The sequence below is a fragment of the Bacillus sp. FSL K6-2944 genome, from assembly GCF_038005385.1.
Classification (GTDB): Bacteria; Bacillota; Bacilli; order Bacillales; family Bacillaceae_G; genus Bacillus_A; species Bacillus_A cereus.
The window spans coordinates 1786748-1809382 of sequence record NZ_JBBOTE010000001.1 but is presented as its reverse complement, the minus strand read 5'-3'; the positions used below and the strand labels follow the sequence as shown (position 1 = coordinate 1809382).

The following is a 22635-nucleotide window of genomic DNA, read 5'->3' as shown; positions in this document are numbered from 1 at the left end:
AGGAATTGAATGGTATGAGAGATTATTTATGTATAGAAGAAAAGTGTAGAGAAGGAATTGAATATCATAAAGAGTTTATAGAGGAAAATAGAGAAGATATTAAAAGTTTAGAAGAAGATACTAAAAATGGAATTCAAAGATATTCTAAAGATAATAAGAGTATTATAGAAGGGACATATCTAGCCAATTTTAGATATGAGATGGAGGATATTAGGGCAAAGTATTCTTTAGGGGAAGATGTTAGTGTAATAGAAAAAGATTTTCATAATGCAATTTATGATTTAGAGAATACAGGAAGTAGGGAAATTGGATATTTAAGTCTGATTTGGATGATTTCCTTAGGAATTTTGTTAGAAACGGATAAAAAGAATATAGAAAGATTAAAAAAGATAGTTGATACAAAAAATATGAATGACGCAGTAATTGATTTCCTCTTATGCGCTAGTGATATTGGATACACAAACATGACGAACAGATATTATAAAGAAAATCCATATGCAAAAACAAGAGAGATTATAGAACTTGCACAAACAGATAAAAAAGAAGCGTCTAAAAGATTGCAAACGTACATGGAGAAAGAATGGTTTAAAGGCCATTATGATTATGAATGGAAAAATGCACATAAAGAACCTGGATATGTGGGGTATTGGAGCTTTGAGACAGCTGCAATAGTAAAGATACTCGGACTTGATGATACAAGTTTAAAAGATAATAATCATTATCCATATGATTTGGCACATTATAAAAATGAAATGAAATTCAAGCATATAGACCTAAGTGAATATCACTATGAAGATGAGACAGAAGAAATCGAGGATATAGTAGAAGGAATTGAACATAATCCTGCATTGGAAAATATTATTCCGCCAAAATGGCATTCATTGGTCAATGAATTAATACATGATTATGAGAATATGGATGATAGTAGTTTTTATGAAAAATACAAAAAAACGATAGGAATAGGTCAAGTGTGGTTCTTACCACAAGAGTATGAAGAAGAAAATGAGCAAAAAAATCTATTAGGAAGTTTAATTGTGTTTGCCCTGACGGTAAGAGATTATATATTACAACTGGACTATAAAGACGATTTAGAAGACTACATTGATAATCTTAAAAATTTCTGGAATGTTTCAGAAACAAAGTTAGTTCAATTTATATTAGAAAATGATCAAAATTATTATGCATGGGTACCAAAAGAAGCAAGCATCCCAAATATGTATGAAGTGAAGATTGAGAGTGTCGATGTACAGGAAGTTCTATAACGAACAAATCGAAATGGTTTTTATTATATGTAATATTAGAATGCATTTTACTAGTTAATTGAAAACAATGTATGCGTGGGAGTAAAAAGGATGTATTGTTACTAAAAATTAGAGGGAAAGAAGGCTGTTGGATTGAGTTAAGCACCTCATTGTCAATATACGACAATAGGTGCTTTTTTGCGTGCAGTGAAGAAAAAATATAAGTTTTCTTTTTGCTCTATTTCATATTTGAATTACATGTTATAATTTGGAAAAAATATATTCTTAATTTTTAGAAAATTAAAAGGTGGTAGATAATATATGAGTACATTAAACAAGATTACTAACAATATTTCGAAAGTTATTATAGGAAAAGATGAATCGATTGAACTGGCAGCTATAGCTCTTATAGCAAGAGGACACATTTTATTAGAGGATGTACCTGGGACAGGAAAAACAACATTAGCGAAAAGTTTGGCTAAAAGTGTGGACGCCAAATTTCAAAGAATACAATTTACAGCGGATACTTTGCCTGGAGATGTTATTGGCCTTGAATACTTTGATGTGAAGGAATCGGATTTTAAAACAAGGTTAGGACCCATTTTTGCAAATATCGTATTAGTGGATGAAATTAATCGAGCTGTACCGAGAACACAATCTTCGTTACTTGAGGTTATGGAAGAGCGTACGGTTACAATTGCGAAACAGACACATTCATTACCAGAACCTTTTTTAGTTATAGCAACGCAAAATCCACTCGAATCAGCGGGCACATTTCCTTTACCAGATGCTCAATTAGACCGATTTTTACTTACGATTCGCCAAGGTTATCCTACGAGAGAAGCTGAAAAGGAAATGATGAATCGGTTTCAAATGAATGATCCGTTAGAAACATTACACTCTATTATTTCAAGTGAAGAAATTATTACGATGCAAAAGCGTGCAAGAGAAGTGTTAGTAGGGAATGATGTGCAAGATTATCTTCTTGAAATTATTGAAGCAACTCGTAACCATGAGTTAATTGAAATTGGTGTAAGCCCTCGGGGAACGTTGGCATTTATGAGAGCAATTCAAGCACGGGCAATATTAAATGAAAGAGATTACTGTACGCCAGATGATATTAAGACGCTCGCTGCATCCGTTTGTGCTCATCGTTTAACGTTAACAATTGAGGGAGAGATGAAAACGACGAAAGAACAAATTATGAAAGAAATTCTTCATACGATTAGTGTGCCAGTGGAGAATGTACGATGAATCAACAGCTTGTGTATACACCTTTAGCGGAGCCTTTCGTAATGGGGGTTATGTCAGTTGTAGCCGTTATTTTAAGTGTATTTTCAAGTAATCTACTGTTTTTATCTCTCGTATTTTTATATGTAATTTTAATAGGTGCTATGCATGTATATATACGTAAAGTATCTCGTGTTGAATGGGAATACAGTCAAGGGAATTCGAATGTTTTTATAGGTGAAACGAATATGTGCAAAATGAAAATTTCAAACAAGTCGATATTTCCTATTCTTAATATCGTATTTCGATTTAAATGTGAAAATAAGCTAACTTGGAATCATGATGAAATAAACAAAAATCATAGTACAGGTTCAAATTATTATATGAATTTTAATTTAAAAGGAAGGGAGTCAGTTTTATTTGATTTGCAAGCTGTAGCGTTAAAAAGAGGCATCGCGAAATGGGAAGAAGTTGAAATTGTTATTACTGATCTCTTTGGATTTATAACGAACCATATAACATATAAACAAGTTGATACGCCCTCTTATTTAGTTTTACCAGCTGTTCCGAAAATACAAGTTCCTGAATTACAAGAATGGTCACGAGGATTTCGAAAAGCGATGTCTTCACCCTTATATGATGAAACGAAAGTAATGGGAGTAAAGTCTTATGAAAATGAAGATTTTCGTTCCATCCACTGGAGTGCAACAGCGAAAACAGGGACAATAATTGCGAAAAAGTATGAGCGAACACAATGTGATAAATACGCGATTTATCTCAACTTGCAAAATAAAAGTGGTGTTTCTTTGCGAAATGATATAGAGGAACTAATTGAATTAACAGCAGGTATATGCAAACAACTTCTTATGCAAAACTGTTCGTTTGAAGTATGGATCAATAGTGTAAAAGATAACGGTTTGCTACATATAAAAAATGGGGATAATCGGAAACATTTGCAAAATGTATTAAGGATACTTGCCTCGATATCAGACCAAGATACGCCTATATCTTCTTCTTACTTTTACACAGCAGGCTTTCGTCGAAAGGAACTGGATGCGGTTCCTTTAATTATTGGTACTTCACCAAAGAAATACAGTAGAACGAATAAATGGATTGTAATGAAAGAATAAGAAGGGGCTTATGTCATGGTGAATAAAAAGCGACATATGAAAGTGAAGTTATGGAGTGTGAGAACTTTAATCATACTTTTCTTTGCGATTAGTGCGATAACGTTATCACAAGGTATTGTGTATGTACAAGACATAGTAAAAGAGCGTTTTTTCAGTAAGACTAAGACAATATCGGAAAGAAATTATGACTTTACTAGTATAGGTGAAAATTTTGATGATTCCAAAATAGATGAAGATGAATATGAAGAAGTAAAAGATACGGGTATAAGAACGAAAACGGGTAAAAAATTTCAACCTTTCGAAAGAGAAAGTCTATGGAGTGCCGTGCTTTCTGTTCTTTCAAATGTATGGATTACTATAGTTTTTTATGTGATAATCGCAATATTAATTATATATGCCATCTGCAAGTATATTAGGAACAAATTGACGAGAACAGAAATAGTACAGGAGAAAGAATCGATCACAAAGCAAACTGCGGTAAGAAGCATAAAGAATGAAAAAGTCATTCATCAGTTAGAACGGCCGTTACCGACAGATAAGATAAGAAAAACGTTAGTTGAATGGGAAAGAACATTACCATTTCATGAACAGAGAAGGTCCTATGAAACGATACAACAATGGTTAAAAAGAATTTGTAGAACAAGGGATATTATCTCGTTATATGAGTCTGTTCGTTATGGTGAAAAGACGTATACGGATTTAGATGTGGAAGAAATAATGAAGTGGGTAGAGGGAGACGGGAAGGTGGATACATAAATATCCACCTTTTCTATTTTTATACGGAAATTTGATTAACATGAATTATTTTCTTATATGAAACCGTCTTCAAATAGGTAAACAAAATTAACTTTATTTACTTATACTTCATTACATGTTAACCTATACTTAATTTTTATAAATTATAATTAATTTTTGATTTTTTAAGGGTGTGAAAATGTAATGAAATCGGTATTAAAAAGCATACTTATTTCCTTTGTTTTTTCAGCAGTAGGTATGTGTTGGTTACTGTACGTATTATTCAAAGGAGACGGAGACTGGTTATTGTCTTGGATAGGTGTATTAATGGCATATTTATCTTTATATACTTTAATAGATTTATATTGTAAAAATACATACGATAAAAAAATAAATAAATGGCTTATAAAAACATCGGTGACTAGTTTTAGTTTTGCTGTATTAGGAATCTCATTTTGTATCATACATGAGCTATTAACACCGTGGAGTCTTAGTTTAATGGTGTGGTATTGGTTGCTAATGTTAGTATTATTTTTAACAACTATAATATCATTAATCAGTTTAGTATTTGTTAATCGTAAAAATCACAATTTCACCGTTGGATATAGAATGCTCATACTTCTAAATATATTTCTTACACTAGGACCAGTATTATGGCCGCTATTACTTTCTATTATTGGAAATGGTATGAATGCTAGTGCGGGCTGGTAAAAAGGAATATAAATTAGTTGTGTAAAGAATAGGATGAAAAGTTGATATAGAATTTTAAATGTTTAAGAGAACATGTTTACATAAAAAATGAAAACATGTTCTCTTTTTATTTGCATGCATAACTCTTCCTCAGTTTACCGTATTTAAATTTAAACGTAAGTATTTCGTAAGGAATGGATAAGAAAAAAGAGAGATTTATCATATAGGATGAAAGTATAGCTTGAATCAATCCGATATTAATGGAGGAGAGAAAGCCTTATGAAAAAATGTAATTCAATTAAGTTAGCAAGTTTTGCAGTTTTATTAGCGGGTACTGTTCTATTCACACCTGGTTTTACTGTGACTGCAGAGTCAGCTCAAAATATTTCTAGTTCGTCACAAGTACATGATCAAAAGAATCGTAATGGCTGGAAACAAGTAATGCAGGAAACAGTACAGCTTGGTGCTGTAGGAATATTAGCTAAGGCGTCTAACAACGGAAAAACTAGTAGTTTTACTGCTGGCGTGGCGGACTTAAGTACAAAGAAACCGGTGAATTCGGATTATCGCTTTCGGATTGGTAGTGTGACGAAGACGTTTACTGCGACGACTGTGCTTCAATTAGTAGGAGAAAATCGCTTACAACTTAACGATCCAATTGAAAAGTGGCTACCAGGTCTCGTGCAAGGAAATGGGTATGATGGTAATCAAATTACGATACGACAACTTTTGAATCATACGAGTGGTATCGCTGAATACTTAAAGTCAAAAGACGCGGACATAATGAATTCGAAAAAAACGTATACAGCAGAAGAAATAGTGAAAATAGGCCTTTCGCTGCCTCCAGATTTCTCGCCGGGTAAAGATTGGTTGTATTCAAACACAGGATACGTAATACTAGGAATGCTTATTGAAAAAATAACTGGAAATAGTTATGCGGAAGAAATCGAAAAGCGAATTATTGAACCTTTGGATCTATCAAATACGTTTTTACCAGGAAATTCACCCGTCATCCCAGGAAAGAATCATGCTCGTGGATATGTGAAAATGGAAGGGACAGGCGAGTTCAAAGATATTACGTATTATAATCCGAGTTTAGCTAATGCAGCTGGAGATATGATTTCTAATGCGGATGACTTAAATAAGTTCTTTTCATCTTTACTTGGTGGTAAGTTACTGAAGGAACGCGAGCTAAAAGAAATGCTTACTACAGTTCCTATAGAAGGCAAAGGGGTTGGTGACGCATACGGTCTTGGAATCTATGAGACTAAACTTCCAAACGGTGTTTCAGTTTGGGGGCATGGAGGAGGAATTCCTGGATTTGCAACTTTTGCTGGGGGAGTAATTGGAGGCAAACATACATTAGCTATCAGTCTTAACTCAATAGGTGGGGTCGATATTGTTCCGCAGTTAAATAAAATGATGCAAATTGAATTTAATAAATAGATGAAAAGAAAATGAATAGAATTTTGTTATAGTTGTATTTAAAAGAGGTGCTTTTTTAAGTTCGCAACTATGGACAGTAGTTGCATTTATGATATGACATCAAGTGTATTCCAAAGTGAAAATCAATCTTAATGCTTACGACAAAATAAAAAAGGATGTCAGTTACATGACATTCTTTTTATTTTGGATAAAAGAGGTATGTGTATAGTTCTGAAAATTGTTATTTTTTGAATTTTTACATATAATGAAGGGTATAGGGGCACCAATAGGGGAGTTATGAATGGAAAATACTTTAGTTGGTTAAATATTACTCGTTTTAATCAAAATAATTATGAGTTGATTTGGAGTTGAATACAATGGGGAAAAATCATTATAAATGGAGTAATAAACAATTACGAGAACATGTTGAAGTACTAGATGGTAAGAGAAGCACACACATATTATTAAAGAATGCAACATATTTAAATTCTTATATGCGCGAGTGGATGACAGCGAATATTTGGATATATAATGATCGAATTGTATACGTAGGGGAGCAGCTGCCAGAGCAATTAACGGAGTGTGAAGTTGTTGATTGCGAAGGAAAGTATGTCGTACCCGGTTACATAGAACCACATGCACATCCGTATCAGTTGTATAACCCAGAGACGCTAGCGAATCATGCGATGCAGTTTGGGACAACAACTTTTATTAATGATAATTTAACTTTATTTTTCACATTAAAGCGTGAAGAAGCATTTCGTTTATTAGATGAATTCAATAAGATTCCAGTAAGTATGTATTGGTGGTGCCGTTTTGACGGACAGACTGAATTGCAAAACGGGGAATCTTTGTTTAATCGTGAAGAAATAATAGAGTGGCTGCAGCATGAAGCGGTTCTTCAAGGCGGCGAGCTAACAGCATGGCCAAAACTATTACATGGCGATGATGAAATGTTAACTTGGGTGCAGGAAACGAAGCGATTGCAAAAGAAAGTAGAAGGACATTTTCCGGGTGCATCTGAAACGACTTTAGCGAAGTTAAAACTGTTAGGTACAGATTGTGATCATGAAGCGATGACAGGGCAGGAAGCTTTCACTCGTCTTATGCAAGGTTACACTGTTTCCTTAAGAAATTCTTCAATCCGCCCAGATTTAGAAGTTTTACTGAAAGAATTGTTGGAACTAGGCGTAAAGCAGTTTGATAGATTCTTTTTTACAACAGACGGCTCACATCCTTCGTTTTATGAAAATGGAATGACAAACGTTATGATTTCTACCGCGATAAAACAAGGAGTACCAGTAATAGATGCATACGATATGGCAAGTTATAATATTGCTCGCTATTATAATATGGAACATGTACATGGTTCGATTGCGACAGGTAGAATTGCTAATATCAATATTTTAGAAAGTAAAGAAAACCCAGTACCAATCAGTGCCCTTGCAAAGGGGAAATGGGTGAAGCGTGACGGTGTAAATACACATGAAGCATTACATATAGACTGGAGTAAACATAAAGTAACTCCATTATTATTAGATTGGTCAATAGAAAAAGAGGATATGATTTTCTCTAATAAAACGGGGATACACTTATTAAACAACGTTATTACAAAACCATACACTAGTGAAATTAATATAGACTGTGATGAATTGTCCACAGATCATGATGAATGTTTCTTTATGATGATTGCTCGTGATGGCAGTTGGCAAGTGAATATAGCTGTGAAAGGTTTTGCGAAAGAACTAGGTGGGCTTGCTAGCTCTTATTCTGGTACAGGTGACATCATTCTTATCGGAAAAAGAAAAGAAGATATGCTTACAGCTTTTCGTAGAGTAAAAGAGCTCGGTGGTGGAATGGTCATAGCAGAAAACAATGAAGTGTTACACGAAATAGCATTACCATTGCTCGGGATTATGTCTAATTTAAAAATGAGAGAATTAATACAGGAAGAGAAACAGATGGTGAAATTACTACAAGAGCGTGGCTACGCGCATGATGATCCAGCATTTACAATTTTATTCTTTTCTGCGACGCACTTGCCTTTTATACGAGTAACACCTATAGGATTATATGATGTGAAAAGTAGTAAGGTAGTTGCCCCGCCCGTGAATTTGATAAAGCAATATTAAAAGGAAAGATCCTATAAAAATTTTATAGCATAAGAATATTGTAAGCCTCAAATGATATAGTATCTAAATCATTTGAGGTGATATGTAAATATGAAAAAAATATTTTACATTTTAAGCGTATTTATTCTGTGTGTATCGATACAACACGTTGTACATTCCCAATCAGATGCACCAGAATTATCTTCGGATTGTCTCGAAGAAAGAAAAGTTAGAGATGAAAAGCATGTGAAGAATATAATACAGGACATTAAATCCACATTTAATTTAAATATTGATGAACATAATTTTTGGGAAGTAAGTAAAAGAGATCTGGAGGCTGCTCATTTGATGTATGGTGGAAAGGAAAATGATTCTTATTATAATTCGCTAACTAAAATTTATGATAGTGGTGGATTTAGCGAACAGCCCAGCTTATTTGTGAGGGCACAAGAAGCATTTTTACTTTATAAAGAAAAAGATAATATCAATGTAATGAAACGCCTAAAACTAGACGTTGAAAAAGGGGAATGGCTCGTTATAAAAACGAAAAAGAAGAAAGGGAAAAAAGTGAAATTCAAGCTGTTGCAATGTGAAAAAGATTATATGAAAAAGAGAAATGAATAACAAAATACTTATTCATACTGTTTTTATTCAACGATATTTTGCTGTTGATGTGAAATAGAAAAAGGTAAACGAACATATTAGCTTTATGGAATATGTTTGTTTACCTTTTTTTGAGAGATTTAATAATTGGGGATTATTTACTGGCTAATGAACTTATAATATTCAATGAATTTGTTCTTCATAAACATTAGATTTTGTGTCAAATGATTTATACATTACCGAACCACCTATGTATATTTTATTCTACAGTATTTATAAAAGAATGTTGGCTATTCATAAGAAATATGATTGGCACGGTTTTTGCTTGTATTACATGTAAGGAAGGGAGATTGTATGTAAGGAATCTGTACTAGTAATAGTATAAAACAAGCTACTATTGCATTATTAATCATAATTGTATTTATAGCGGAACTGTAAATACATACAAATAAGTGGTTTTTTTGAATTTAAAATTCTGAATTTTCTTTTAAGTTATTAGGGGGCAATGGGATGGTTAAATATTCGAAAATTTCTAAGTGGATTCTTGGTGTTGGATTAGTGACAATAACATGTAATGGTTTGCAAATTCAAGCAGAGACAAAAGAGCAAAATGTGAAGAACGTATTACAAATGGAGCCGGTAGGAATACAGAAATCTGTTGATGAATTGGCGCACCCTTCAAAAGTACAAGAAAATGCATCTTTTACAAAACGGTTAAAATTAGCGGATTTATCACAGCGCCCACTAGCACCAACCGATAATATTAAACCGTTAGCTGAAGAAAAAAAGTATTCAATGGCTGAGTTAAATCAATTAAATAATAAACAATTAACTGATCTTCTTGTGACAATTAAATGGTATCAAATTCCGGAATTATTTCAGTTTAATAGTGATAGTCTTAAATTCTATCAAGATGATAGCCGAATGCAAGCAATTATTAATAAACTAGCAGAACAAGGACAAGCTTATACGAAAGATGATTCAAAAGGGATTGAAACATTAGTAGAAGCTCTACGTGCAGCATTTTATTTAGGTTTTTACCATGATGAATTAAGCAAACTAAATGAGCGTAGCTACCATGATAAGTGTTTACCAGCTTTAAAAACAATTGCAAAAAATCCAAATTTCAAACTTGGTACATCAGAACAAAATAAAGTAATTGCATCATATGGAAAATTAATTGGAAATGCATCAGCAGATGTTGAAACGGTTTTATATGCAGGTGAAATTTTTAAACAATATAATGATAATCTTGCAACTTTCATTGAAGACCGAACAAAAGGAGACGCTATATATGAGTTGATGAAGGGAATTGACTTTGATATTCAGACGGATATGTACACGACTGGAAAAGAGCCAAAAGATACGATGTGGTTTCGGAATATCGATAACTTTATTAATGAAGTAAATCGTTTTGCACTACTTGGTACAGTAACAAATAAAAACGGATGGTTAATTAATAATGGAATTTATTATGCTGGCCGATTGGGCAAGCTTCATAGCACGCCGACAAAAGGACAACAAGTTGTTACAGATGCAATGCGAATTTATCCATATTTAGGAGAGCAATACTTTGTTGCGGCAGAACAAATTACTACAAATTATGGAGGAATAGATGCGAATGGAAAAACTGTAAATTTAGATCAAATTCGAGAAGAAGGTAAAAAGAAATATTTACCGAAAACGTATACGTTTGATGATGGAGCAATTGTCTTTAAAGCTGGGGATAAAGTTAGCGAAGAGAAAATTAAACGTCTATACTGGGCGGCAAAAGAGGTGCGTTCTCAATTTTATCGTACAGTTGGTAGCGATAAACCACTTGAAAGTGGACATGCTGATGATGTGTTAACGATGGTTATTTATAATAGCCCAGATGAGTATCAATTTAATCGTCAACTGTACGGATATGAAACGAATAATGGTGGGATTTATATTGAAGGGACAGGAACTTTCTTTACATATGAACGTACACCAGAGCAAAGTATTTATAGTCTGGAAGAATTGTTCCGCCATGAATTTACGCACTACTTACAGGGAAGGTACGAAGTTCAGGGATTATGGGGCCAAGGGGAAATGTATCAAAATGAACGTTTAACATGGTTTGAAGAAGGGAATGCAGAGTTCTTTGCAGGTGCAACGCGATTAGATAGTGTAGTACCGCGAAAAAGTATAATTGGCGGGTTATCTAATGATCCTGCAAAACGTTATACAGCATCACAAACATTAAATGCGAAATATGGAACGTGGGATTTTTATAATTATTCGTTTGCGCTGCAATCATATATGTATAATAAGCGCCCAGAAATGTTCGATAAAGTACATGATTTAATTCGCGCAAATGATGTTTCAAGTTACGATGCATACCGTGCTACATTAAGCAAAGATAATAAGTTAAATGAAGAATATCAATCTTATATGCAAATGCTTATTGATAATCGCGATAAGTATACGATTCCACAAGTATCAGATGAGTATTTAACTCAACATGATCCAAAATCGCTTTCGGACGTTACTTCAGATATTACGAATGAAGCGAAATTAAAAGATGTGAAAGTAACAAAGAATAAATCACAATTCTTTAATACATTTACACTACAGGGAACATATACAGGAAGTGTGGCTAAAGGAGAAGTTGAGGACTGGAAAGTGATGAATGAAGCAACAAATGATATGTTGAAACGTCTTTCAGGAAAAGAGTGGACTGGATATAAAACATTGACTGCTTATTTTGTAAATTACCGTGTAAATAATGCTGGGCAATTTGAATATGATGTTGTGTTTAGCGGAGTGAATACGGAAGAAGGTACGGCTGTAGAAAAAGAACCAAATAATTCATTTGAAACAGCAAACCCACTATCTTTGAATATTTTGTTAAGAGGAACCTTGAGCGATCAAGATCAGGGGGATAAATTTGTTATTGATGTAAAGGATCAAAAAGATTTACAAATTTCTGTTACGAACGAACAAAATCTTGGACTGAACTGGGTATTATATTCTGAATCAGATTTAAATAATTATGTAGCTTATGCAACAAAACGTGATGGAAACAAATTGCTTGGAAATTATAATGCAAAGCCAGGGAAATATTACTTAAGTGTATATAAGTATGGTGGTGGAACAGGGAATTATACGGTACAAGTAAAATAGTTTACTATAGTTTGTTTTGAAAGGCTACTTATCGCATTTTTTAGCGAAATAAAGTATGTAATGTTAAACATTAAACTAAGCCAACATATCCCTGTTCTAATTATAGAACAGGGATATGTTGGCTTTATATTTTCAAATTAAATAACCTCATTGGATTTTGACAAGAAAATAATTAATATAGATTTGAATTCTCATTCGTAAAGCATGTTTTAATCTTCTTAATGCTCTTTCATTTTTGTCTCAATGCTTGTTTTCAAATCAGTTGATACTTGATTGAAATACCCCAAAACGATCTCCCTAATATCATCGGATATAACTTTCAAATCACTAGCTAAGTTTTCAGCGAGATGTTCTTTTTCTATTGGCTGTAACTTCGTATAAAATTCACCAGCCTGCGTAAAGTCATCCTGTTTCATTATAGAAGTTCTTTCAAGTTTACCTTCAACGTACCTTCCTTCACCGGTTGTAATTTGATTAGCAGGTGTCCAATCTTGCTGCTGGTTAATCGTTAATTTGCGAAATTCTGGACCAATTCTTCTTCTTTGTGAATCACTGTAAATGTTAGCGCGCCCTTGCAGCATTTTATCATCTGATAGTTCTGCACCATCCAGTAAATTAGAAGGAGAGAATGCGACCTTTTCTACTTGTTCCATAAAATTTTCAGGATTTTTATTTAATACCATTTTCCCGACTGGTATGAGAGGATACGTCTGTTCATCCCATACTTTTGTGTCATCTAAAGGATCATAAGAAAGATGCGCTTCATCTTTCGGATCCATGAGCTGGACGTATAAACCATACTCCACTGGTTTACCATTTTCAATTGCATCATATAAATCTTTCCCGCTATAATCAGGATTTTCGGCAGCTAATTTAATTGCTTCTTTACTAGTAATGTACTGTACACCTTCAAACGGGTACCAATGATACTTTACATACTTTCGATTACCTTCCGCATTTCTCCATACATATGTATTAACACTATGTCCTGGAATGTGACGAAGACTTTTGGCCGTACCATTATTAGAGTATAAACGGACAACAAAATGAATAGATTCAGGTGCTTTAGCGACAAAACTCCAAAATCTATTAGGGTCTATTAAGTTATTTTTAGGTGAAGGCAATAATGCTTGAATCGTTTCAGGGAAACGCATTGGATCACGGACAGAAAAAACAGGAATGTGATTACATAAAAGGTCAAAAATGCCTTCTTTTGAATAAAATTTTGTGGAAAAACCGCGTACATTTCTAGCAGTATCCGGTGTTCCTTTCGTACTAACAGCTAACGAAAATCGAACCATAACAGGAACTTTCTCATTAGAATTTTGTAAAAAACTTAATTTAGTATGTTCAGACATCGAATATATCGTTTGAAAATAACCGAACGCACCAAATCCTTTTACATGAACAGGTCTTTCTAAAATTTTTTCATGAATAAATTGTTGTAATGACTCATGCAGTACACTATCTTGCTCTAGTACAGGTCCACGTGAACCAACTGTTTGAGAGTGAAATTTAGCTGGTTCAGTAAGTTCTCGATGTTTATTAAAGTCTTCTTCTAATAATTCTTTCCTATGTTTATCATATTTTTCATTCATCGATATAGCCTCCAAATTTTTTCGTCGATTGTTACTAAATATGATTTTATAGTCTCGATTATGTATGACATACAAAGTTCAAAGCAGTAACATACCGCTAGATGAAAAAAAACATATATGTAGTGGACCTGTTGAAATAGAAGAAATTATGGAAAAATGAATATCGGGAAGAGAAAGCACACGTTTTAATAAAAAATGTGGAAGAAAACCACTATTAAAATTTCAATCTTAAAACTTAATTTATAAACGATTATATAGAGAATAAACGTTAAAAAAGGAAAAATAACTAGGAGGAATTTAACATGTCGGATTGGTTTCAATTAGATAAAGAATATATGATGTCTACATATTGTCGGACAGAGGTTGCAATGGAAAGAGGAGAAGGATGTAAACTATATGATGTAGATGGTAAAGAGTATTTAGATTTATTTTCTGGCGTAGGAGTAAATGTACTAGGATACAATCATCCTAAAATTGTACAAACGACAATGGAGCAAGTTGTGAAATCGTTGCATTTACCGTTTCATTTCTTAAACCCAGTTGCAATTGAGTATGCAAAGAAATTAGTAGAGTGTACTTTAAAAAGCGGAAAAGTCTTTTTTACAAACTCTGGTACGGAAGCGACAGAAACGACATTAAAATTAATTGATAAATATAGATCTATTGCGAATGAAGAGCGTGACGGAGTAGTTGTGTTAAAAGATAGTTTTCACGGGAGGACGTTAGGGGCACTACATTTTACGAGACAAGAAAAGGTATATCAAAATTTCCCTAAAACATCTATTCCTGTATACGAAGTAGAGCGTGAGAATATAGACCAATTAGAGGAGACCATTATTAAAGAAAAACCAATTGCGATTATGCTAGAGCCTGTTTTAGGCAGTGGGGGAATTTATCCTTTATCAAGTAAATATTTGCATGGTGTTCAAAATTTATGTGAAAAATATAATGTACTTCTTGTCGTTGATGAAGTTCAAAGTGGTATGGGTCGAACGGGAAAACTATTTGCTTATCAAAATTTTAATATCACACCGGACATTATTCAAATTGGTAAAGGAGCAGGAGGTGGGATACCGCTAGGAGGGATTATTGTAGGTGAAAAGTTATGTGATGTATTTTCACCAGGAGATCACGGGACAACGTTTGCTCATTCATCAATGGGAACAGCTTTAGGTTTAACGGTATTAAATACATTACTTGATGATGGGTTAATGCAAGAAGCTTATGAAACGTCACTATATTTGAATGACAAACTGCAAGACATTCAGAAAGAAAATTCTTATTATATACAGGAAGTGCGTCATGCTGGCATGATGTTTGGAATTAGTCTGAATGATACGAATGAAAATGTGAAGAAATTACAGGTTGAGCTAATGAATAAAGGAATGTTAGTCGATGTAACAAAAGGGAATATTATTCGATTACTTCCGCCGTATATTATTACGAAAGAGGAAATTGACGCATTTATGAATCAGTTTATTATTTGTTTAGATAAAGTTGCTGCTGTAGTAAGTGCTTAAAAATTAAAGCTATATTTTATATAAAGTGCACTCTAATTGTTGGGGATAGTTTACAATTGGGGTGCATTTTTTATAGTTGAATTTTGTAAAATACAGTCGTTTGTATATGATAACGGAAAAATAGAAGGAATTTCGTTATATTTGAGTGGTGAAGAAAAGGGAAAGTAAGTATAAAGATAGTAGATAAAGCGGGTGTGCGCCCGTAGGGTCGCTTTAACAAATCATTAGGTGGCACTAATGTAGGGAAAGATCACATGTATACCCTATCATCAATCAACTAACCTGAAAGAGAAATCGGAAGGGGACAATAGCATGTTGATAAAGCTCTAAGTTGGCGAACTATCCCGTCAAGACTGAAGAGCAAGGTGAAATACTACAAACAAGGATGAAAGCTAAACTGCTTGAATGATAGCCTGAGGGAGTATAATGTCGCTAGTAGCGAAAGATAGTTAGAAACGTTACATGGTCCCAATAGAGTTGGAACCAAACTCTATGCAGGGAAAAGAATACCGTCCGCGTTCTTAATCCTAGTGATCCAGGACCACCCATCCTCCATAAGAGGAAAAAGGCGAAAGTCACACCCGATATTGTAGAAAGCCAGTTGTTAAAGTGATAAACGGGGATTACCTAAATCAAAATGCCTAATATTATTACAGGCTATTGAGAATGACTTCAAGGCACTGCCAAGAAGTGTGACTCATGAAAAATTGACAAGGTAACGGAGTTTTCGTAGTAGTCTGAGTTGGGGAAAGCCTAATACATGGCGAAGGGAAACAGCCTATTCTATCTTAAAACAAAATTGGAAAGTGTGTGAGACGCTATGAGAAATCCAAAAATAGTTTTAGATAATCTATCTTCCCATGCAACAAAAGAGCATTACGTATTTGAAAAGTTATATCGCAATCTCTATAACCCAGAATTTTATTATTTGGCCTATCAGAAGATGTATGCGAAAGAAGGGAATCTTACAGCGGGAGTAAATGACAAAACGATAGATGGAATGAATGTGGACCGAATTGCTGAGTTAATTAGCCAGCTTAAAGCACAAACGTATCAGCCTACACCGGTTAAACGAGTATATATTCCTAAAAGAAATGGAAATAAACGGCCATTGGGAATACCTTCATTTGAGGATAAGCTCATACAAGAAATAGTAAAAAACATACTTGAAGCTATTTACGAGAAGCATTTCTCTACATCTTCTCACGGATTTCGTCCAAATAAAAGCTGCCACACTGCTTTAATGCAGTGTAAAAATACCTTCAATGGAGTCAAATGGTTTATTGAAGGAGATATCAAAAGTTTTTTCGACCATATTCATCACCATATACTCATTAAACTATTGCGTAGAAATATTAAGGATGAAAAATTTATTAACCTAATCTGGAAGTTTCTGAGAGCTGGGTATATGGAAAATTGGGTATTTCACAATACATATAGTGGAACTCCGCAAGGTGGAATTATCAGCCCTATTCTTGCCAATATATATCTAAATGAATTAGATACATATATTGAAAAATATAAACTTAATTTTGATAGGGGACAGAAAAGACGACAAACAAAGCAGTATGGGACGTTGCATGCCAGAGAAATGACATTGAAAAGGAAATGTAGAGAACATTGGCATACATTAGATGAGAAAAAGAAACAAGAAATTAAGAAAAAATGTAAAGAAATATCAAGTATGAAAAGAGCTATATCTCAGGGCGAACCAATGGATGAAAACTATAAAAGGCTACAGTACGTCAGATACGCAGATGATTTTATTCTAGGAGTAATAGGGAGTAAAGAAGAGGCTATACGACTCAAAGAAGATATACATAAATTTCTTCGAAATCACCTCGGTCTTGAGCTATCCCTAGATAAAACTCTTATCACGCATAGTAGTAAAGCAGCTAAATTTCTCAGTTATGATATTAAAATAAATCGCTCCTTACAAGTAAAGAAAACGAAAAGAGGTTATCTTAGAAGAACGCAGCTAGGAGTATGTCATTTACAACTATCTAAAGACATATGGTTTGAGAAGTTACTAGCTTTAGATGTTCTTTTTATTACAAAAGAGAATACATGGAAACCTAAACATAGGGCTTACTTAATCACTAAAGACGACCTTGAAATTTTAAGTATATATAATGCTGAAATTAGAGGACTGTATAACTATTTCAAACTAGCCTGTAATGTAAGTACTCTCAATAACTTTAAATACATTATGGAATATAGCATGTATAAAACTTTCGCGGCCAAATATAAAACATCAATCGGTAAAATACGTAAAAAATATAACATTAATGGAAAATTCGCTGTTACATATAAAACTAAAAATGGAATGAAAACACGATTCTTATATCATGAGGGATTTCAGTGGGTCAAGAGTATTAAAGATAAAAATATAAATATTGATGAAATTCCCAATACATTAACATACACATGGCGAACTAGCCTAACTGAAAGACTTTTGGCTGAAAAATGTGAATGGTGTGAGTCAAAAGGAATTAAAATTCATATTCATCACATAAGAAAGTTAAAAGACTTAAAGGGGAAAAAGCTATGGGAACAACAAATGATAGCCAGACAGCGAAAAACGTTAGCTCTATGTGAAAAATGCCATCGAGACCTACACGCAGGAAGATTAGATGGATAGGTGGAAAGCCGTATACCTCGAGAGGGGTACGTACGGTTTGGGAGGGAGTATTTGGAAACCTATTGTAGAAATACAAAAAGGCGCTGGGTGCTTACCTTACGGTTTAAATAACTAATGATAGAACGTTTTGAAAATAATAGCATACGAATATATAAATAATAAGAATGAGATAATATGAAGCGACCTCCTAGATTATCAAGTCAGGGATTTTAACCCATAATAATGAATGAAAACATTATGAATGGGGTTATACCCTATGATAATAGGAGGCCACTATGGAAAATATAATCTATATTGGGATGGATGTCCACAAGGAAAGTTTTAGCTTATGTGCACTACACGGAACAACTGGGGAAATTGTAAGAGAAGCACGATGTGCTTCAAATGTATCTCTCGTAAAAAAATTCGTTGAGAAACTGAAAACAAAATATGGTGAAGATATAAAAATTAAAGCTGGATATGAGGCTGGTTGTTTAGGGTATTCACTTCATAATCTTCTTGAACAAAATGGAATTGATTGTGATATTTTAGCTCCCACAACAATGTACAGTTCATCAAAAAATAAAATGGTTAAAAATGATAAATTCGATGCCAAAATGATTGCTCTTAATTTAGCAAATGGCACCTATAAAGAAGTATATGTTCCAGAAGAAGAGGATGTTGCCGTGAAAGAGTATATCCGCATGTTAGGTGATTTTAAAACATCTTTGAAAAAAATAAAACAACAGATAAAAGCATTCCTTTTAAGGCATGGCTATGTGTATGAAGGGAAATCAAGCTGGACAATCGCTTATATGAAATGGTTAAAGAATCTTGATCTACAAGGATTATTCAAAGAAACGTTAGGCGAATACCTATTACAGTATGATGTTCTAGTCGATAAAATTGAGCGGTTCAGTCTGAGATTAGAAGAATTATCTCATCGTGAAAGGTACGAAGAACCAATCGCAAATTTAAGATGCTTAAAAGGTATAGATACAACATCGGCAATGACTGTTCATGTGGAAATTGCAGACTTCACTCGTTTTCCCACGGCTAAAGCATTTATGGCTTATGTAGGATTGACACCAAGCGAAAGCTCAAGTGGAGAAAAAATCAGTCGACGTTCGATTACAAAACAAGGAAATTCGACCGTTAGGTCTACTCTTGTAGAATGTGCAAATGCGTTGGTAAAAGGAACAATCGGATTAAAATCGAAGCGAGTGAAAGCAAGACAAAAAGGGCAACGAAGCGAAGTGATTGCTTATGCGGATCAGGCTGTAGAAAGGTTACAAAGAAAATATTATCGCATGATATATCAAGGGAAACCTAGAAATGTTGCCGTTACAGCTATCGCAAGAGAACTGGGGTGTTTTATATGGGGATTAGAAACAGGTAAAATTCACCGAAAATAAAGAGGGAAGGATATGAAGTTGATTGATTCATTCATAGTTAGAAACCAAAGGTATCAATTGATGGCATAGATGAGCTTCAGAGATAGTGAATTACAGGTCTGGCTATCTATGACTCACCTCTTCTGGCATGGCTGAAATTCTGATAAACAAGCTATTTATTAGAATTTGAAAAGGTGTGATCCACGCAGTGAGATTATAAGAGCCTAACGACGAACCATTAACCTGAGGTAACCAATCCACGAATAACAGAGTGGTTAACTGTCGATAGATCTTATTTCTGAAGCTTTTGTATGCCATCAAGAAAAATATTATGGGTGAAAAACTATTGACAAAGGTCACTTCATAACAGGTGATATATTGGAAAATAATGATATTCAATTTACTTCTTTACAAATGAGAACGGATAAATATGGTTGGGCTAGTATTCAATATACAAATAAAAAGCAGGCTATCTTATATACTCAAAATAGAGGAGTAGAATGGGATGTTGTCAATCCTCTTAATTCAATTGTATTATTTGGGTATCCAATAAACGCTCGAAGCTCTTGGGCATATGGTTTAACAAAAAAGAATGACGATTTATTGCCAGCTATATTTTATACAGTTAATAGAGGAGAAAGGTGGAGTGAGTTTATTTTACCGGTTGAAGAAGATTGGGAGAAATCGACTGATGTTCAAGTACAATTGCATGCTACGAATATGGATAGTATATGGATTGTATTATCTAGAAAGCTTGCATCAAATAAATTTGAACATAATTTATACTATTTGAAAACGAAAGGGAAAGTTTGGAAAGTAATAAAAAATATAAGTATTAGTGATAGTATTTCAGGGATAACATTTATAAACGATCTAATTGGGTTTATTTCATTACAAAAACATTATGAAACATCAACGGTATTTAAAACAATAAATGGTGGGGAAAGTTGGCATCCTATAAAAGATATTCCAAGTCTTGAAGGAATTAATAATGGGACTGCTATGGCTTATAAAGCAATCTATAAAAATAACTTATTAGTAATACCAACTAAAAAGAATGATGATGTATTTTTAATGAATTACTCATTTGATAAGGGGAATTCGTGGCATATTTCAAATAAAACAATAAATACTAGTAAAGTGGCTGTTTCGTTTTTTAGTTCCTATTATGGCTGGGTTATAAATAGTGAAAATGGAAGTGTGTATCAAATAATAAAAAAAGGAGCAAAATGGATTAAAGTATCAAGCAATCCATTGTTAAAAAATGTATTTTGTTTGCATTTTTTTAATCGGCGTAAAGGTTGGGCGTGTAATAAAAAAGGAATATTTACTACAAAAGATCGCGGTATAACATGGAAAAAGGTAGTATATAAAATTAATAATATTGATAAATTTATTTAAAAAAGTCCTAAAGAAATTAGGACTTTTTTTGTTTTTTATGGTGAGAGTTGTAACAAACAATGATAAGAGAAAGGAGGTAAGTGCAGAATTATATTTTTAAAAATAGACGTTTGTTTTCACACAGTATAATTCACTTTTGAATATGTTAATAAAGTAGCAAATTCATAGGAAATGGTAATACTTAATATTTTATGTCACATGATGTGTAAAGGGGGCGTGTAATGAAATCGTTAACGGTTATTATTTTGTACAGTGAAAGAGAGCAAATATTAGAAGAGTCAATTCAATCTATATGGAAGCTAAATCCTCTTGAAATTATAATTTTCGTTCCTAACGATAGAAGTAATTTGTATGAAATAGCAAAGAAACATAAATGCCATATTGTTTTGATGGATAAATATAGTACGTATTATGATGGGTATGAAGCTTCTGTAAAGGCAGCAAAAGGAGATGTATTGTTATTTGTAGATAGTAATTTTTTATTATCCACAAATGAAATGCAGAGATTTATTGAGCCAATTGTTACAAATCAAGCCGATGTAGTTTTAAATAAAATAGATAAATTGATAGAAATAGGTAAATGTCCAAATATGGATATTGTATGGAGAAAAATGTTAAATGAAATTTTAAGTCGACCAGATTTAAAAAGCAATTCAATACTTTCGTTACCATATGCGCTTACGAAGGAAGTAGTGGAAAATATCGGCTTTAATTATATGGAAGATATCGTTCTATCTCATATGAAGATTGTGAATCAAGGGTGGCGGATTAACGATCAATATGCAATCAATACGTTATCTAAAGATGAGACTATAGAGGAAGGAGGATATTTAATAAAAAAAGAGTTATCCAAAAATGAAAAAGAGAAAGTAGAAAGATATTTACGCGGTATAGCTAAATGGATAGAGAAAAAAGGAAGAAGAGTAGGGTTTACTGATGCAGGAAAAAGAAGAGATATTGTTCAAAAACTAGGTGAATGTAAGCGATACCCTTCCTATCATCAAGGGTGGGGAATGCATTCTTCAATTTATGATGGGAAGCAACTTTCTGTCATTATACCGGTACAAAATGAAGAAGAGACTATAGAACAAGTAATACTTGAGGCGAGAAAAATAGAACCACTAGAAATCATCGTCGTTGTAAATGGTTCGACAGATCAAACGGCTAATATTGCTAAAAGACTTGGTGTTACTATTATTGAATATAACGAACGACTTGGTCATAATGTTGGACGTGCTATTGGAGCGCTTGAAGCTACAGGAGATATTCTTTTATTTATTGATGGTGATTTTAGTGTTTCAGGAAGTAATTTGCATCATTTTACAAAAGCAGTTTCAGCTGGTGTAGACATAGCATTAAATGATTTGAATCCGATGTTACACCCTCCGTTTTATGTTGTAGACGTCGTAAAATATATGCTTAATTTAGCATATAATCGTCCAGAATTAAGCAATGGCTCATTAGTAGCAATTCCACATGCTATGAGTAGATCATGTTTAGATGCAATAGGCTGGGAAAGCTTACTATGCCCTAGCATTGCACAAGTAAAAGCAATATTACAAGGGTATAGAGTAGAATGTGTACATTACGTTGATGTTGTAAAACCGAATAGAATTCGTTTAAAGGAAAATGTAAGTCACAATGGGCATCCTCCAGCAGTATTAAGAATCATTGGTGATCACGTTGAAGCTCTCTCTTACTTGATAGAACAACTCGAAATGGATGGAAAGGGTGATTAAACTGTTAGACCAGTATAAAATAATTAACATTTCATATGAACAATTATGGCA

15 protein-coding genes are annotated in these 22635 nt (G+C 33.5%); 14 read left to right on the top strand and 1 reads right to left on the bottom strand.

Features of this window, described 5'->3' with window-relative positions:
* The first annotated feature begins 14 nt into the window (after positions 1-14).
* From MHH55_RS09165 to colA, 9 genes are all read left to right on the top strand, one after another.
* On the top strand, positions 15-1262 hold the full coding sequence (locus MHH55_RS09165) for a PoNi-like cognate immunity protein (RefSeq protein ID WP_001205863.1): 1248 nt from the start codon (positions 15-17) through the stop codon (positions 1260-1262).
* Between the two features lie 300 nt (positions 1263-1562).
* Positions 1563-2495: an AAA family ATPase gene (locus tag MHH55_RS09160; protein WP_078186745.1), complete on the top strand. Its 933-nt coding sequence runs from the start codon at positions 1563-1565 to the stop codon at positions 2493-2495.
* Complete coding sequence (locus MHH55_RS09155) at positions 2492-3601, top strand: DUF58 domain-containing protein (protein WP_078186744.1); 1110 nt, start codon at positions 2492-2494, stop codon at positions 3599-3601. Before MHH55_RS09160 ends, MHH55_RS09155 begins: the two co-directional genes overlap by 4 nt.
* Positions 3602-3616: 15 nt before the next feature.
* A complete protein-coding gene (locus MHH55_RS09150; protein WP_078186743.1) occupies positions 3617-4357 on the top strand; it encodes a hypothetical protein in 741 nt (246 codons plus the stop codon).
* 183 nt (positions 4358-4540) lie between these two features.
* Positions 4541-5047: a DUF3902 family protein gene (locus MHH55_RS09145; RefSeq protein ID WP_000843838.1), complete on the top strand. Its 507-nt coding sequence runs from the start codon at positions 4541-4543 to the stop codon at positions 5045-5047.
* A gap of 258 nt (positions 5048-5305) precedes the next feature.
* On the top strand, positions 5306-6472 hold the full coding sequence (locus MHH55_RS09140; protein ID WP_016124771.1) for a serine hydrolase domain-containing protein: 1167 nt from the start codon (positions 5306-5308) through the stop codon (positions 6470-6472).
* A 356-nt stretch (positions 6473-6828) separates the two neighbouring features.
* Entirely contained in the window at positions 6829-8583 is a 1755-nt protein-coding gene (locus tag MHH55_RS09135; protein WP_075677240.1) for an adenine deaminase, read from the top strand.
* Positions 8584-8673: 90 nt separating this feature from the next.
* Entirely contained in the window at positions 8674-9186 is a 513-nt protein-coding gene (locus MHH55_RS09130) for a hypothetical protein (RefSeq protein ID WP_078186742.1), read from the top strand.
* Between the two features lie 489 nt (positions 9187-9675).
* Positions 9676-12312, top strand: a complete 2637-nt coding sequence (gene colA / locus MHH55_RS09125; RefSeq protein WP_069358092.1) for a collagenase ColA — start codon at positions 9676-9678, stop codon at positions 12310-12312.
* A gap of 218 nt (positions 12313-12530) precedes the next feature.
* Here the strand turns inward: colA and MHH55_RS09120 are convergent, their stop codons facing one another.
* The gene (locus tag MHH55_RS09120) at positions 12531-13910 is read right to left on the bottom strand and encodes a catalase (RefSeq protein WP_001003610.1); all 1380 of its coding nucleotides are present in this window, start codon (positions 13908-13910) and stop codon (positions 12531-12533) included.
* A gap of 302 nt (positions 13911-14212) precedes the next feature.
* On the opposite strand from MHH55_RS09120, the gene MHH55_RS09115 reads away from it, so the two are divergent.
* From MHH55_RS09115 to MHH55_RS09095, 5 genes are all read left to right on the top strand, one after another.
* The gene (locus MHH55_RS09115; protein ID WP_001286473.1) at positions 14213-15430 is read left to right on the top strand and encodes an aspartate aminotransferase family protein; all 1218 of its coding nucleotides are present in this window, start codon (positions 14213-14215) and stop codon (positions 15428-15430) included.
* 820 nt (positions 15431-16250) lie between these two features.
* Positions 16251-18071: a reverse transcriptase/maturase family protein gene (locus tag MHH55_RS09110; RefSeq protein ID WP_078186893.1), complete on the top strand. Its 1821-nt coding sequence runs from the start codon at positions 16251-16253 to the stop codon at positions 18069-18071.
* A gap of 275 nt (positions 18072-18346) precedes the next feature.
* A complete protein-coding gene (locus MHH55_RS09105; protein ID WP_340880263.1) occupies positions 18347-19465 on the top strand; it encodes an IS110 family transposase in 1119 nt (372 codons plus the stop codon).
* Positions 19466-19822: 357 nt separating this feature from the next.
* Positions 19823-20845, top strand: a complete 1023-nt coding sequence (locus MHH55_RS09100; RefSeq protein ID WP_078187726.1) for a hypothetical protein — start codon at positions 19823-19825, stop codon at positions 20843-20845.
* Positions 20846-21066: 221 nt separating this feature from the next.
* Entirely contained in the window at positions 21067-22584 is a 1518-nt protein-coding gene (locus MHH55_RS09095; RefSeq protein ID WP_078187724.1) for a glycosyltransferase, read from the top strand.
* The last annotated feature ends 51 nt before the right edge of the window (positions 22585-22635 follow it).

Excerpts from the sequence above, each read along its gene's own strand:
- MHH55_RS09115 (WP_001286473.1), top strand. The coding sequence starts at position 14,213 with ATGTCGGATTGGTTTCAATTAGATAAAGAATATATGATGTCTACATAT.
- MHH55_RS09110 (WP_078186893.1), top strand. The coding sequence starts at position 16,251 with ATGAGAAATCCAAAAATAGTTTTAGATAATCTATCTTCCCATGCAACA.
- MHH55_RS09140 (WP_016124771.1), top strand. The coding sequence starts at position 5,306 with ATGAAAAAATGTAATTCAATTAAGTTAGCAAGTTTTGCAGTTTTATTA.
- MHH55_RS09105 (WP_340880263.1), top strand. The coding sequence starts at position 18,347 with ATGGAAAATATAATCTATATTGGGATGGATGTCCACAAGGAAAGTTTT.
- MHH55_RS09145 (WP_000843838.1), top strand. The coding sequence starts at position 4,541 with ATGAAATCGGTATTAAAAAGCATACTTATTTCCTTTGTTTTTTCAGCA.
- MHH55_RS09155 (WP_078186744.1), top strand. The coding sequence starts at position 2,492 with ATGAATCAACAGCTTGTGTATACACCTTTAGCGGAGCCTTTCGTAATG.
- MHH55_RS09135 (WP_075677240.1), top strand. The coding sequence starts at position 6,829 with ATGGGGAAAAATCATTATAAATGGAGTAATAAACAATTACGAGAACAT.
- MHH55_RS09165 (WP_001205863.1), top strand. The coding sequence starts at position 15 with ATGAGAGATTATTTATGTATAGAAGAAAAGTGTAGAGAAGGAATTGAA.
- MHH55_RS09095 (WP_078187724.1), top strand. The coding sequence starts at position 21,067 with ATGAAATCGTTAACGGTTATTATTTTGTACAGTGAAAGAGAGCAAATA.
- MHH55_RS09120 (WP_001003610.1), bottom strand. The coding sequence starts at position 13,910 with ATGAATGAAAAATATGATAAACATAGGAAAGAATTATTAGAAGAAGAC.
- colA (WP_069358092.1), top strand. The coding sequence starts at position 9,676 with ATGGTTAAATATTCGAAAATTTCTAAGTGGATTCTTGGTGTTGGATTA.
- MHH55_RS09150 (WP_078186743.1), top strand. The coding sequence starts at position 3,617 with ATGGTGAATAAAAAGCGACATATGAAAGTGAAGTTATGGAGTGTGAGA.
- MHH55_RS09130 (WP_078186742.1), top strand. The coding sequence starts at position 8,674 with ATGAAAAAAATATTTTACATTTTAAGCGTATTTATTCTGTGTGTATCG.
- MHH55_RS09160 (WP_078186745.1), top strand. The coding sequence starts at position 1,563 with ATGAGTACATTAAACAAGATTACTAACAATATTTCGAAAGTTATTATA.